Annotated in this window: 11 protein-coding genes; 9 read left to right on the top strand and 2 right to left on the bottom strand. The window is 67.9% G+C overall.

Translation table 11 applies throughout. From position 1 onward, the window contains the following. Nucleotides 1-111: 111 nt before the first annotated feature. The 5 genes from FA740_RS12080 to FA740_RS12100 all read left to right on the top strand — a co-directional run bounded on the left by FA740_RS12080 (nucleotide 112) and on the right by FA740_RS12100 (nucleotide 8,333). Nucleotides 112-1,827: a sensor histidine kinase gene (locus FA740_RS12080; protein ID WP_136857119.1), complete on the top strand. Its 1,716-nt coding sequence runs from the start codon at nucleotides 112-114 to the stop codon at nucleotides 1,825-1,827. A gap of 19 nt (nucleotides 1,828-1,846) precedes the next feature. Further along, entirely contained in the window at nucleotides 1,847-3,172 is a 1,326-nt protein-coding gene (locus FA740_RS12085; RefSeq protein WP_136857032.1) for a sigma-54-dependent transcriptional regulator, read from the top strand. Between the two features lie 409 nt (nucleotides 3,173-3,581). Continuing rightward, the gene (metZ, locus tag FA740_RS12090; RefSeq protein ID WP_136857033.1) at nucleotides 3,582-4,769 is read left to right on the top strand and encodes an O-succinylhomoserine sulfhydrylase; all 1,188 of its coding nucleotides are present in this window, start codon (nucleotides 3,582-3,584) and stop codon (nucleotides 4,767-4,769) included. Between the two features lie 58 nt (nucleotides 4,770-4,827). Continuing rightward, the gene (folE2, locus tag FA740_RS12095) at nucleotides 4,828-5,838 is read left to right on the top strand and encodes a GTP cyclohydrolase FolE2 (protein WP_420873147.1); all 1,011 of its coding nucleotides are present in this window, start codon (nucleotides 4,828-4,830) and stop codon (nucleotides 5,836-5,838) included. Nucleotides 5,839-5,966: 128 nt separating this feature from the next. Next, a complete protein-coding gene (locus FA740_RS12100) occupies nucleotides 5,967-8,333 on the top strand; it encodes a UvrD-helicase domain-containing protein (RefSeq protein ID WP_136857120.1) in 2,367 nt (788 codons plus the stop codon). Here the strand turns inward: FA740_RS12100 and FA740_RS12105 are convergent. Both FA740_RS12105 and FA740_RS12110 read right to left on the bottom strand, forming a co-directional pair. Continuing rightward, entirely contained in the window at nucleotides 8,297-9,109 is an 813-nt protein-coding gene (locus tag FA740_RS12105; protein WP_136857035.1) for an EcsC family protein, read from the bottom strand. The genes FA740_RS12100 and FA740_RS12105 overlap by 37 nt on opposite strands. A 13-nt stretch (nucleotides 9,110-9,122) precedes the next feature. Then, nucleotides 9,123-10,043: a cation diffusion facilitator family transporter gene (locus FA740_RS12110; RefSeq protein WP_136857036.1), complete on the bottom strand. Its 921-nt coding sequence runs from the start codon at nucleotides 10,041-10,043 to the stop codon at nucleotides 9,123-9,125. Between the two features lie 141 nt (nucleotides 10,044-10,184). On the opposite strand from FA740_RS12110, the gene FA740_RS12115 reads away from it, so the two are divergent. From FA740_RS12115 to FA740_RS12130, 4 genes are read left to right on the top strand one after another with little or no spacing between them, the layout of a single operon-like run. Beyond that, nucleotides 10,185-10,463 carry a hypothetical protein gene (locus FA740_RS12115; RefSeq protein WP_246053613.1) on the top strand — a complete coding sequence of 93 codons (279 nt, stop codon included), beginning with the start codon at nucleotides 10,185-10,187 and terminating at the stop codon, nucleotides 10,461-10,463. A gap of 3 nt (nucleotides 10,464-10,466) precedes the next feature. Then, on the top strand, nucleotides 10,467-11,033 hold the full coding sequence (locus FA740_RS12120; protein WP_136857038.1) for a DUF1523 family protein: 567 nt from the start codon (nucleotides 10,467-10,469) through the stop codon (nucleotides 11,031-11,033). Next, nucleotides 11,030-11,968: a deoxyribose-phosphate aldolase gene (deoC, locus tag FA740_RS12125; protein ID WP_136857039.1), complete on the top strand. Its 939-nt coding sequence runs from the start codon at nucleotides 11,030-11,032 to the stop codon at nucleotides 11,966-11,968. The genes FA740_RS12120 and deoC overlap by 4 nt, the downstream gene beginning before the upstream one ends. A gap of 7 nt (nucleotides 11,969-11,975) precedes the next feature. Next, nucleotides 11,976-14,309 (top strand): aldehyde dehydrogenase family protein, encoded by a 2,334-nt coding sequence (locus FA740_RS12130; protein ID WP_136857040.1) that lies wholly within the window; start codon nucleotides 11,976-11,978, stop codon nucleotides 14,307-14,309. Nucleotides 14,310-14,329 lie beyond the last annotated feature (20 nt).

Here is a 14,329-nt window from a genome sequence, read left to right on the forward strand (position 1 = left end):
TGCGTCAGTTGATCCTGTGGGGCGGGCGCGCGTTTGGACGCTGATGATCATATCGAGGACCGCGCCGAACGTCGGCGGGGCAGGGGGCCGCGCCTGGTCAATCCCTGGTGGCTGCGCGCGACCATCGCGCTGATCTGTCTGGCCGCCCTGGGCACGATCTGGACGACCAATGCCTGGCTGACGGACCGGTTCTCGGAGAACACGCGGGTGCGCTCGGAGCTGCGGCTGGCGCTGTATTCCGGCAACCTGATGTCCGAGCTGCAGCGCAATTCCGTGGTGCCGCTGCTGCTGGCGCGCGACCCGGCGCTGATCGGGGCGCTGAACGGCAATGATTTCTCGTCCACCTCGGCCCGGCTGATGGCCGCCCAGAAGGAGATCGGCGCCGCCTCGATCCGGCTTCTGGATGCGTCGGGGCGCGTGGTGGGCGCGACCGACCGCTATCAGATCGGCACCAACAGCGTCGCCACCCCCTATTACGTCGAGGCGCTGCGGTCGCGCGACACGGTGTTCACGGTGTCGGAAATGGCCTCGGGGGCGCATGAATTCGCCTATTCCCGCGCGGTGGTGTCCGAGGGGCGCACCCTGGGAGTGATCGTCGTGGGCGCCGATCTGACCCGGTTGGAGCGGTCCTGGGCGGGCATTTCCGACGCCGTCGCGGTGACCGACAGCGAGGGCGTGATCATCCTGTCGACCGAGCCGCGCTGGCGCGGGCTGACCGTCCCCGAGGCGCTGGCGGTGCGCGATGCGCCCTCGGCGATCCGGCGCGCCTTCCAGGTGACGGCGGATTGGACCTCCAGCCCGGCCGACGCCTATGTGCAGGGCCGCGCGGTGATGCGATCCGAGGCGCGGGTGCCGTTCCGGGGCTGGCGGATGATCAGCTTTACCGCCTATTCCTCGGTCCGCGAGCGGGTGAACGCGATCCTGGCGCTGCAGATCATGGGCTTCGCGATCCTTCTGGCGGGGGCGTTCTGGATGCTGTCGCGGCGCGCGCGCATCCAGAGCCAGGCCTATATGCGCGAATCGGCCGATCTGCGCGCCCTGAACGCCCGCCTGACCCGCGAGATCGCCGAACGCGAGCGGGTCCAGAAAGAACTGCGCGTGGCCGAGCAGACCATGCAGCAATCCTCCAAGCTGGCCGCCTTGGGCGAGATGTCGGCCGGCGTCAGCCACGAGCTGAACCAGCCCCTGGCCGCGATGAAGACCTATCTGGCCGGCGCGCGGCTGCTGCTGCAACGGGGCCGCCCCGAGGAGGCGCTGTCCAGTTTCCAGCGCATCGACGACCTGATCGACCGCATGGGCGCCATCACCCGGCAGCTGAAATCCTATGCCCGCAAGGGCGGCGAGGCGGTCGAGCCGGTGGATCTGCGCGCCGCCGTCAGCAGCGCCCTGACCATGATGGAGCCGCAGCTGCGCCACAGCCCGATCCGCATCATCCGCATCGTCCCGCGCGAGCGGGTGATGGTCATGGCCGACCGCATCCGGCTGGAGCAGGTGCTGATCAACCTGCTGCGCAACGCGGTCGATGCCGTGCGCGGCCGCCCCGACGCCGCGATCGAGATCACGGTCGAGGCCGCGGCTCACGCCTTCGTGTCCGTTCGCGATAACGGGCCGGGTGTTTCGGACCTGGAAAAGCTGTTTGAACCCTTCTGGACGACCAAGAAGCCGGGGGAGGGCACCGGGCTGGGCCTGGCGATCTCGTCCACCATCGTGGCGGATTTCGGCGGTCGTCTGACGGCGCATAACGAGAGCGAGGGCGGCGCGGTGTTCCGGGTCGAGCTGCCGCTGCACCGTCCCGGATACCCCCGTCAGGCGCTGGCCGCCGAATGACGCAAGAGAGGATGACAGAATGTCCCGCAAGCTGAAGATCGCCATCGTGGATGACGAACCCGACATGCGCGAATCGATCAGCCAATGGCTGGTCCTGTCGGGCTTTGAGACCGAGACCTTCGCCAGCGCCGAGGATGCGCTGAAGGTGATCGGCCCCGACTGGCCCGGCGTCGTGGTGACCGACATCCGCATGCCCGGCATGGACGGAATGGCCTTTCTGAAACGTCTGATGGGGCTGGATTCGAACCTGCCGGTGATCATGATCACGGGTCACGGCGACGTGCCCATGGCGGTCGAGGCGATGCGTCTGGGGGCCATGGATTTCATGGAAAAGCCCTTCAACCCCGACCGCATGACCCAACTGGCCAAGAAGGCCACGCAGGCGCGGCGGATGACCTTGGACAACCGCGCCCTGCGCCGCGACCTGTCCGAGGGCCAGCAAGTCATGTCCAAGCTGATCGGCGCCAGCCCGGTGATGGAGCGCCTGCGCGAGGATATCCTGGATCTGGGCCAGGCCGACGGCCACGTCCTGATCGACGGAGAGACCGGCACCGGCAAGACGCTGGTGGCGCATGCGCTGCATGCGGTCGGGCCGCGCGCGTCCAAGAAATTCGTGCCGGTCAGCTGCGCGGCCTATAACGACGAGGCGCTGGCCGCGCGGCTGTTCGGCCCCATCGAGGACGGGCTGCCCGCCGTTGAGGAGGCCCGCGCCGGCACGCTGTGCCTTGAGGATATCGAGGCGCTGTCCGAGGGATTGCAGGCCCGCCTGCTGGCCTTCATCAGCGAACAGGGCGCGCCCGCCGATACCCGCATCATCGCCATCAGCAATGCCCGCGGCGAGGGGCGCCGGGCCGAGGATTCGCTGCGCCCCGACCTGTTCTATCGCCTGTCCGCGCTGAAGATCACCCTGCCGCCGCTGCGTGCGCGGGGCGAGGATATCCTGGCGCTGTTCACCCGCATGACCGAGCAGTTCAGCGAGGAATACGGCTGCGAGCCGCCTCAGGTCAGCGCGCAGGAGGCCGCCCAGCTGCTGCAGGCGCCCTGGCCCGGCAATATCCGCCAGCTGATCAACGTGTCCGAGCGCGCGGTGCTGCAGAACCGGCGCGGGTCGGGGGCCATCGCGTCGCTTCTGATGGCGGACGGCGAGGACAACCAGCAGGCCACGACCACCGAGGGCAAGCCGCTGAAGGAATATGTCGAAAGCTTCGAGCGGATGCTGATCGACAATACCATGCGTCGCCACAAGGGCAGCATCGCCAGCGTGATGGACGAATTGTGCCTGCCGCGCCGGACGCTGAACGAGAAGATGGCGAAATACGGTCTGCAGCGCGGCGACTATCTGTAGAGGTCGAATCGTCCGGGGCGGCATGTCGAACCGCCCCGGATAGGATTGCGTTACGCGGCCAGAACGGTACGGAAAAAGGGCACGGGCAACAGGACCGCAAAGAGCATTTATGGCCTATACTGGTGAAACACCCCGCTTGCGCGGAGAACCCTGAACCTGTCGGAGAGACGCCTCCGATGCGATCGGGGTGCTATTCGATCCGACCGCCATTAGACGATAGACGTAGACAGACGATTTTCCAATTGTCCATTTAGACAGGGGTGGTGTCTATTGCGCTGAATTTAAACGCTTTAGGTGCATTTCGTGCAATTTGTCGGCTAGGCGACACAAAGCCGCCCTTTTCGTTGCGCCCCTTGCGAAAAGAGCCTGCCGGGATTACCCCGCAGACGATCACGGAAAGGCAGCCCGCATGAGCGTTTCGTCCGACAAGACCGTCCACCCCCGCACGCAGGCCGTCCATCACGGCACCCGCCGCAGCCAGTATGGCGAGATGGCCGAGGCGATCTTTCTGACGCAGGGCTTTGTCTATCCCGACGCGGCCTCGGCCGAGGCGCGGTTCCAGGGCACCGGCCCGGACGAGTTCATCTATGCCCGCTATGGCAACCCCACCAGCCGCATGTTCGAGGACCGCATCGCGGCGCTTGAGGGGACCGAGGACGCATTCGCCACCGCCAGCGGCATGGCCGCCGTGAACGGCGCGATGTTCGCGATGTGCAAGCCGGGCGATCACGTCGTGGCGGCGCGGGCGCTGTTCGGGTCGTGCCTGTATGTGCTGGACCTGCTGGTGCGGTTCGGGGTCGAGGTCAGCTATGTCGACGGCACCGATCTGGAGCAGTGGGCGGCGGCGATCCGGCCCGGCACGCGGGCGGTGTTCTTTGAAAGCGTGTCGAACCCCACGCTGGAGGTGATCGACATCCGCGCGGTGGCCGATCTGGCCCATGCGGCGGGGGCCACGGTGGTGGTCGACAACGTCTTTGCGACGCCGGTCTTTTCCCGCGCGGTCGAGCAGGGGGCCGATGTGGTCGTCTATTCCGCGACCAAGCATATCGATGGCGGCGGGCGGGCGCTGGCCGGCGTGATCTGCGGCACGCGCCAGTTCGTGCGCGAGGTGGCCGAGCCCTATCTGAAGCATACCGGCGGGGCGATCAGCCCGTTCCATTCCTGGATCATGCTGAACGGGCTGACCACGATGGACCTGCGGGTGCGCGCCCAGGCCGATGCGGCGGCGTCGATCGCGGCGGCGCTGCATGGGCATGCAGGGCTGGCGCGGGTGATCTATCCCGGCCTGCCCGAGCATCCGCAGCACGATCTGGCGATGCGCCAGATGGGGTCGGGCGGCACGATGATCGCGATGGAGGTTGCGGGCGGCAAGGAGGCGGCATTCGCCACGCTGGACCGGCTGCGGATCATCGCCATCTCGAACAATCTGGGGGATGCGAAATCCATCGTCACGCATCCCGCGACCACCACCCATTCGCGCCTGTCGGACGAGGACAAGGCGCGTCTGGGCATCACGCCGGGCCTGTTGCGCCTGTCCGTGGGGCTGGAGGATTCGCGCGATCTGACCGCCGATCTGCTGGCCGCGCTGCAAGGCTGAGGTCCTGCGGCATCCTGTCCCGCGTCCCCGGTGCAGGGCGGGGGCGGATGGGCTAACAATTCTTGTATCGCCCCCTATATCTGTTGCCACACAGCCGGAGGCCGCCATGACCGAGATCCGCCCCCTGACCCCTGCCTATCCTGCCCTTGCCCGCAGCTATGACGCCGATTTCCGGGTCGATGGCGCCTATAAGGACAGCCTGCCCGACCTGCAGAACGGGCCTGCCAGCCTGATCGTGGGGGCGCGCACGGCGATCCAGCATGTCGGCATCTCGAACTTTCGGCTGCCGATCCGCTATCTGGTGCGCGACGGCGGCGAGATCACGCTGGAGACCAGCGTGACCGGCACCGTCAGCCTGGAGGCGGACCGCAAGGGCATCAACATGTCGCGCATCATGCGGTCGTTCTATGGTCATGCCGACCATGCGTTCAGCCTTTCGGTGCTGGAGGCCGCGCTGGACGATTACAAGACCGACCTTGATGCGCTGGATGCGCGCATTCAGATGCGGTTTTCGTACCCGGTGCGGGTGGACAGCCTGCGGTCGGGCCTGTCGGGCTGGCAGTATTACGACATCGCGCTGGAGGTGATCGAGCAGGCGGGGACGCGGCTGCGGGTGATGCATGTCGATTACGTCTATTCCTCGACCTGCCCCTGTTCGCTGGAACTGTCCGAGCATGCGCGCCAGACCCGCGGGCGGCTGGCCACGCCGCATTCGCAGCGGTCGGTTGCGCGGATATCGCTGGTGATGGACGGCCCCGAGCGGATCTGGTTCGAGGACGTGATCGCGCTGTGCCGCGCCGCCGTGCCGACCGAGACGCAGGTGATGGTCAAGCGCGAGGACGAGCAGGCCTTTGCCGAGCTGAACGCGGCCAACCCGATCTTTGTCGAGGATGCGGTGCGCGCCTTTGCGGGGCAGTTGCTGGCCGATCCGCGGGTGGGCGATTTCCGCGTGGTGGCCAGCCACCAGGAATCGCTGCATTCGCATGACGCGGTCAGCCTGCTGACCAGCGGGCCGACTTTCGCGCAGGCATCGCTGGACCCGGCGACCTTCGCGGGGCTGCGCGCCTGATTGCGTCCCGCGGTGGCCGGGGGAGCTGCGCGCCCCCCGGACCCCCTGCTGTGGGCGTCGCGCGATAGGGCGAACGGAGAGAGAACGTCGGGCTTTCCTTGACGCGCGCCGATGCCTATGTTGGCGGGATGGAGCATTTCGACGATTCCGATGAACTGGCGGCGGTGCCGCTGTCGCAGCGCGCGATGGCGGCGCGGCCCGCACCCTATCTGGAGGGGCTGAACGCCGCGCAGCGTGCGGCGGTCGAGGCGCTGGACGGGCCGGTCCTGATGCTGGCGGGGGCGGGCACGGGTAAGACCCGCGCGCTGACCACGCGGATCGCGCATCTGCTGATGCTGGGCAAGGCCCGGCCGGGGCAGCTGCTGGCGGTGACCTTCACCAACAAGGCCGCGCGCGAGATGAAGGACCGGATCGGGCGCCTGCTGGGCGATGCGGTCGAGGGGATGCCTTGGCTGGGCACGTTTCACAGCATCAGCGTCAAGATTTTGCGCCGGCATGCCGAGCTGATCGGGCATGGGTCGCTGCATCTGAAGCCCAGTTTCACCATTCTGGATACGGACGACCAGATCCGGCTGCTGAAGCAGCTGATCGCGGCCGAGAATATCGACGAGAAGCGCTGGCCCGCGCGGCAGCTGGCGCATCTGATCGACGGGTGGAAGAACCGCTGCATCACGCCGGGCAACCTGCCGCGGGGCGAGGGTGAGGCGTTCGACGGGCATGGCGGCAGGCTGTACGCGGCCTATCAGGACCGGCTGCTGACGCTGAACGCGGTCGATTTCGGCGATCTGCTGATGCATTGCGTGATTCTGTTTCAGGCGCATCCCGACGTGCTGCGGCAGTGGCAGGACCGGTTCCGGTACATCCTGGTGGACGAGTATCAGGACACCAACGTAGCCCAATACATGTGGCTGCGGCTGCTGGCGCAGGGGCATCGCAACATCTGCTGCGTGGGCGATGACGACCAGTCGATCTATGGCTGGCGCGGCGCCGAGGTGGGCAACATCCTGCGGTTTGAGAAGGATTTTCCGGGCGCGGAGGTGATCCGGCTGGAGCAGAATTACCGATCCACCCCGCAGATCCTGGGGGCGGCCTCGGGGCTGATCGCGGCGAACCAGGGGCGGTTGGGCAAGACGCTGTGGACGGATGCCGAACCCGGAGAGCCCGTGCGCCTGATCGGGCATTGGGACAGCGAGGCCGAGGCGCGCTGGATCGGCGAGGAGATCGAGGCGTTTCAGGGCGGGCATCGTGCCGCGTTGGGGCGGGTCGGGCTGAACGACATCGCCATTCTGGTGCGGGCGTCGCATCAGATGCGGGCGTTCGAGGACCGGTTCATGACCATCGGCCTGCCCTATCGGGTGATCGGCGGCCCGCGGTTCTATGAGCGGCAGGAGATTCGCGACGCGATGGCCTATTTCCGGCTTGTGGTCAGCCCGGACGACGATCTGGCGTTTGAGCGGATCGTGAACACGCCCAAGCGCGGCCTTGGCGACAAGGCGCTGCAGACCATTCAGCACGCGGCGCGCCAGAACGGCGTGAACCTGCTGGAAGGCGCGCGCATCGTGGTCGAGGACAAGCAGCTGGGCGGCAAGGGGCTGGCCAATCTGCGCGACTTCGTGGCGCTTACGGGTCGGTCGCATATGGCGGTGCGCGACGGCGTGAACCACGTTGAGCTGGCCGAGCGGGTGCTGGACGAATCGGGCTATACCGCGATGTGGCAGAACGACAAGTCGCCCGACGCGCCGGGGCGGCTGGACAACCTCAAGGAACTGGTCAAGGCGCTGGAGGAGTTCGAGAACCTGCAGGGGTTCCTGGAGCATGTGTCGCTGGTCATGGACCGCGACAATGCCGATGACGACGAACAGGTCAGCATCATGACCCTGCACGGTGCCAAGGGGCTGGAGTTTCCGGTCGTCTTCCTGCCGGGCTGGGAGGATGGGCTGTTCCCCAACCAGCGCGCCATGGATGAGCAGGGCACGAAGGGCCTGGAGGAGGAGCGGCGGCTGGCCTATGTCGGCATCACCCGCGCCGAGCGGCTGGCCACGATCACCTTCGCCGGCAACCGGCGCCTGTACGGCCAGTGGCAGAGCGCCCTGCCGTCGCGCTTCATCGACGAGCTGCCCGAGGAGCATGTCGAGGTGCTGACCCCGCCGGGCCTGTATGGCGGCGGTTATGGCGCGGCGATGGCGATGGCGGGCGGCACCCGGATGGAGGAGCGGGTGCAGAAGGCCGATGTGTATAACTCGCCCGGCTGGAAGCGGATGCAGAACCGCGCGGCGGAGCGGGGCAGCCCCGCGCATCGCACCCCGGTGACGATCAACGCGGCACCTGCGTCGCGATTCACCGTGGGCGACCGCGTGACCCATGCCAAGTTCGGCGAGGGTCAGGTGATGGGCATTGCCGAGGACACGCTGACCGTCCAGTTCGAGGCGGGCTTCAAGAACATCAAGGCGGCCTATGTTCAGCCGGCGGGCGGGGGCGACGACGTCCCCTTTTGACGGCGCGACAGGCGGGGCTGCCCGGCGCGGGTCAGCGCTTGGGCATAGGCGGCGTCCACGTCCACGCCCGGATGGTCCTGCGCCAGCCGCAGCAGGCGGAAATGGATGCCCGCCACCCTTTCGTAATAGTCCAGGAAGGCATAGTTGATCGCCGCCCCCGTGGCAGCCCCCAGCACCGGCACCGCCTGCGCGCCCAGCTTGGTGGTCAGGCGGGTCGCGAACTGTCCGGCAAAGCGGGTGATCAGCGCGGAGACGGTCTGGCCGTTGGTCAGCAGGCGGTTGGCCAAAAAGGATTGCGCGGCCGCGTCGCCGTCCTGACCGGGTTCGCCGTATTGAAACACCGCCAGGCATTCCAGCCGCACCTGCGGGTCGGTGGTGTCGAAACCGTGCTGTCGCGCGACCTTCTGGATGGAATTGAAGATCACGGTCGTCGAGGCGACCAGATCGGGCACGATGCCCGCCACCCCGAACCAGCCGCCGGTGGCCCCCGACAGCACCGCCGCCGCGCGGTTGGCGACCAGGGGCGCGTCGCGCACCACGCTGATGCCGTCGCCGCGCGCCGACAGGTCATAAAGCTGTCGGAACGCGCTTTCCATCACCGTCTCCAGCGCGACGGGCGACAGGCCCAGCAGCGTGGTCGCGGCACCTTCGGTCATGCGGCCCACGGCCTCGACCCCGCGCATCAGCAGTCCGCGCCCGGCCAGCTGGCGGGCGGCCAGGCGGTCCAGTTCGGCCTGCAGGTCGCGGCGTGGGTCGGTCAGCGCGGTCGAGGTCATGGCAAGGCTCCTGTCAGTCGGCCCATTCCGGGTCGGTGGTAAAGGCGATGGTCAGCCAGCGGTTGTCGATATCGCCGCCGATGGCATCGCCGATCTGGTCGCGGATGGCGTCCCAATCCTCCAGCGGGCGGGGGGGCTGGCCGGGAGGGACGATGAAATACAGCTCGATCTGGCGGCCGCGACCGACACGGGCGACATAGGCGCGGTGGTCCAGAAAGCCGTGTTGGGCCACCACCTCGCGGGCGATGCGGTCGATGTCGGCCTTGAAATCGGCGGGCGTGATCAGCAGGATGTCGGCCATCGCCTGGCGGATCACCGGGATCGGCAGGGGGATCATCACCAGGCAGACCAGTGCCAGCACCGCCGGGTCCACATAGGGCGTCAGGTGATCAAGCGCGGTGCCCTGCATCGCCCAGCCCAGCACGAAGGCCACCAGCAGCGCCCCCGTCAGCCCCGCCGACATGGTCCAGCCCTTGACGTCCAGCGCCACGAAGTTCGACCCGATCGTGCGGTTGGCACGCCGGTTGCGCCAGGCCATCGTCACCGCGATGACGACGACGACTGCCGCATAGGCGATGGCGCGCCCGAAATCCAGATCGCGCCCCCCGGTCAGCAGGCTGCTGACCGCCATGACCAGCGCATAGATCGCGGCCCCCGTCAGCAGGATGCCGCTCAGGCCCAGGACCATCGGCTCCAGATGCCAGAACCCCATGGTAAAGCGCTGGACCAGCCGGGCCTGACGGCGTTCGGACATCCGCTGCGTGATCAGCGACGACACCAGCAGCGCCACGGTGGTCATCACCGCATCGGTTAGCGAATAGATGCCGTCGAAGATGATCGAGGCCGAGCCGGAGGCCAGCCCAAAGCCGATCCCCGCGGCGGCCACGACGAAGACCATCACGATCGACTGCCTGAGCACCTGCTGTTCGGTCATGCCTCATCCCTGATCCTGCGCGAGCCGGAAACGCCGCGCGGCGTCAACGGGTTGCATGGCCGCCTGTGACGCGACGCGACGGCTGGTCTGCGTCGCGCGCAGCATGATAGGGTGAGGGCCGTGACGACAAGGGGGTTCGGTGTGGCGTTCATCCGGCTGTGGCTGGTCCTGCTGGTGGTGCAGATGGTGTTCTACGTCCTGCTGCGCCTCTATGTGCGGTCGCTGCAGCTGGAGCGGCTGGAGAACCGGTGGGATGCGCGTCATCCCGATCAGGCCGGGAACACCGCCGCGCGCCGCGCGTTCGTCGCCAAGGCGATGACCGGGTTCAACCGCAGCCTGCGCGCAAGGCTGACCCTGCTGGTCTTCGTGCTGCCGACGGCGGCCATCCTGGCCATCGTCATTCTGGTCAACTGGCAATAGGAGATGCCTTTGTATTATGCGCGCGTCGTCGCGGGCGTCCTGTTCGGCGTCCTGATCTTTGCCCTTCTGGACTATGCCCTGCCGTCGCAGAACACGGTGCGGATCAGCAACACCTATAACCGGCTGACGGCGATCCCGCCCTCGGCCAGCATCTTCTGGGCCTCGGACAGCACCGGCACGGTGGAAAACGCCCAAGGCCAGCGCGACGTGCGCTTCATCGACGCGGTGCGGCCGGGCGGGCGGGTCTTCGTCTATCGCAACGAGGATACCGGCTGGGTCTGGCCGCCCTATTTCAAGTATGACAGCGCGAACCTGCAGGCCGAGGCCACGAACCTGCAATCCTCGGCGCAAAGCCCGATCTGGGTCAGCGTGACGGCCTATGGCTGGCGGCTGCCGTGGATGTCGACCTATCCCAACGCCATTTCCATCAACACGGTCGCGGGGCCCGATGACCGCCCGACCAACTGGGCCGCGCTGATCATCTGCGGCGTGCTGCTGGCGCTGCTGGTGCTGGTCTGGCGGATGTGGGCCCAGTTCCGCCAGCGCACCACCATCAGGAGACAGGCATGACCAACCCCGGCACCGACCTGCATCTGGACTGGTTCGACGGTCTGCGGATCAACACGCCCGCCGCCGAACTACGCGCAGCCACGCTGCCCGCGCGGCGCAGTCTGAAGAAGGACCATCAGGCCGCCTGGCTGCTGAACGCGGTGCGCTGCATCGACCTGACCACGCTGGCGGGCGACGACACGCCCGACCGCGTGGCGCGTCTGTGCGCCAAGGCGCGCCAGCCCATCGCCGCCGACCTGCTGGAGGCCGTGGGCGTGACCGGGCTGACCACCGGCGCGGTCTGCGTCTATCCGACGATGGTGGCGCCCGCGAAACGCGCCATGGGCAACAGCGGCATCCCGGTGGCCAGCGTGGCAACGGGCTTTCCCGCAGGCCTGATGCCGCTGGATCTGCGCCTGGCCGAGATCCGCTATGCCGTCGATCAGGGCGCGGATGAGATCGACATCGTCATCACCCGCGCCCATGTGCTGCAGGGCAACTGGGCGGCGCTGTATGATGAGCTGCGCGCCATGCGCGAGGCCTGCGGCGCGGCACGCATGAAGGCGATCCTGGCCACGGGCGATCTGAAATCGCTGGAAAATGTCGCCAAGGCCAGCCATGTCGCGATGCAGGCCGGATCGGACTGGATCAAGACCTCGACCGGCAAGGAGGGCGTGAACGCCACCCTGCCGGTCAGTCTGGTGATGGTCCGCACGATCCGCGATTTCCACGCCCGCACCGGCATCAAGGTGGGTTTCAAGCCCGCGGGGGGCCTGCGGACCGCCAAGGACGCGATCAGCTGGCAGGTCCTGATGAATGAGGAGCTGGGCCGCGACTGGCTGGCCCCGGACCTGTTCCGCATCGGCGCCTCCAGCCTGCTGGGCGATATCGAACGCCAGATCAGCCACCACGTGACGGGCCGCTATGCGGCCGCCCACCGCCAAGCGATTGCCTGAGGACAAGATGAGCCGAGTGAGCGAGATCATGCAGACGATGGAATACGGCCCCTCGACCGAGGACGCGTCCGCGGCCCGCGACTGGCTGGCCCGGCGCGGGACGTTCGGGCATTTCATCAACGGCAGCTTTACCAAGCCCGGAGAGACGTTCGAGACCCGCGACCCCGCAACCGGCGACCTGCTGGCCCGCGTGACACAGGGGACCGAGGCTGACGTGACAGCGGCGGTCAAGGCCGCGCGCCGCGCGCAGCGGGGCTGGGCCGCGCTGACGGGCACCGAACGGGCGCGGTATCTGTATGCCATCGCGCGGCACGTGCAGAAGCGCGAGCGGTTCCTGTCGGTCCTGGAGACGCTGGACAACGGCAAGCCGATCCGCGAGGCGCGCGACATCGACGTGCCGCTGGTCGCGCGGCATTTTTATCACCATGCGGGCTGGGCCGAGCTGCGCGATACGCAGTTTCCGGGCCATGCGCCCCTGGGCGTCTGCGGCCAGATCATCCCGTGGAATTTCCCGCTGCTGATGCTGGCCTGGAAGATCGCGCCGGCGCTGGCGGCGGGCAATACGGTCGTGCTGAAGCCCGCCGAATACACCCCCCTGACCGCGCTGGCCTTTGCCGAAATCTGTCAGGAGGTCGGCCTGCCCGCGGGTGTCGTGAATATCGTGACCGGCGACGGCGCGACAGGCGCAGCGCTGGTGGCGGCCGAGGTCGACAAGATCGCCTTTACCGGCTCGACCGAGGTCGGGCGCGGCATTGCGACGGCCCTGGCCGGGACCGGACGCAAGCTGACGCTGGAACTGGGCGGCAAGTCGCCCTTTGTGGTGATGGAGGATGCCGATCTGGACGCCGCCGTGGAGGGCGTCGTGGACAGCATCTGGTTCAACCAGGGCCAGGTCTGCTGCGCGGGCTCGCGCATTCTGGTGGCCGAATCCGTGGCGGAGCGGTTCGAGGGCCTGCTGTCCGCCCGCATGGCGCGCCTGCGCGTGGGCGCGCCCCTGGACAAGTCCACGGATATCGGCGCCATCGTCGATCCTGTGCAAAAGGATCGCATCCTGTCGATCTGTCGCGCCGCGACCGATGCAGGGGCCGAACTGATCGGCGGGCAGGCGCAGGACGGCTGCTTTATCGCGCCGGGCTATCTGCGCAACATCGCCCCCGCCAATCCGGGGATGGAGCAGGAAATCTTTGGCCCCATCGCCACGCTGTCGACCTTCCGCACCGCCGATGAGGCGGTCGAGCTTGCCAACAACACCCGCTATGGACTGGCCGGGTCGGTCTGGTCGGAAAGCGCGACGGTCGCCACCGACATGGCCGCGCGGATCAAGGCCGGGGTCATCTGGATCAACGGCGCGAACATGTTCGATGCCGCCGCCCCCTTCGGCGGCTATCGCGAGAGCGGTTACGGGCGCGAGGGCGGAGCTGCGGGGATGCGCGACTATTTGGCCGCGCCCACGGTGAAGCCCGTGCGTGAGGTTGCGCCTAAACCGGTCGTCGCGGTGACCGATGGGGCCGCGCCGCAGCCCGGCATCGACCGCACCGCCAAGCTGTATTACGGCGGCGCGCAGAAGCGGCCCGATGGCGGCGCGATGTATGCGGTGCCGGGCGGGCTGGCCCCTCTGGGCAGCCGCAAGGATATCAGGAACGCGGTCGAGGCGGCCACCAAGGCCGGGAAGTGGGCCGCGGCGGGGGGTCATGCCCGCGCGCAGGTGCTGTATTACATCGCCGAGAACCTGTCGGCGCGGGTCTCGGAGTTCGCCGCCCGCACCAGCCGGGCCGAGGTCGATGCGGCCATCGCGCGCGCGTTCCACTATGCCGCCTGGGCCGACAAGTTCGACGGCGCAACCGTGCAGGCCAAGCCGGGCCATCTGGTCACCGTCATCCCCGAGCCGATGGGGGTCATCGGCATCGCCTGCCCGAATGCGCAGCCGCTGGCGGGGTTCCTGTCGCTGGTGCTGCCTGCGATCGCGATGGGCAATGCGGTCGTGGCGATCCCCGCGCAGGACGATCCGCTGGCGGTGACAGACCTGTATCAGGTGTTCGACACGTCGGACCTGCCTGCCGGGGTCGTCAATATCGTGACCGGGGTCTGTGCCGATCTGGCCGTGCCGCTGGCCGCCCATGAGGAGGTCGCGGGCTTCTGGCACGCGGGGCCGGCGGCGGGGCTGGCGGCGGTGGACCGGGCGGCGGCGGGGAACCTGAAGCCCGTCTGGGCCGTGCCCGCGCGCGACTGGACCGGCGGCCAGGCGCAGGGCGAGGCGTTCCTGCACCATGCGACGCGGTCCAAGACGATCTGGCTGCCTTATGGCGCCCTGCCTGCGGGCAGCGGCAGCGCGGCCTATTGAAACGCAAAAGGGGGGCCGCT

Origin of the sequence: Paracoccus hibiscisoli (assembly GCF_005048265.1) — a bacterium.
Lineage (GTDB): Bacteria > Pseudomonadota > Alphaproteobacteria > Rhodobacterales > Rhodobacteraceae > Paracoccus > Paracoccus hibiscisoli.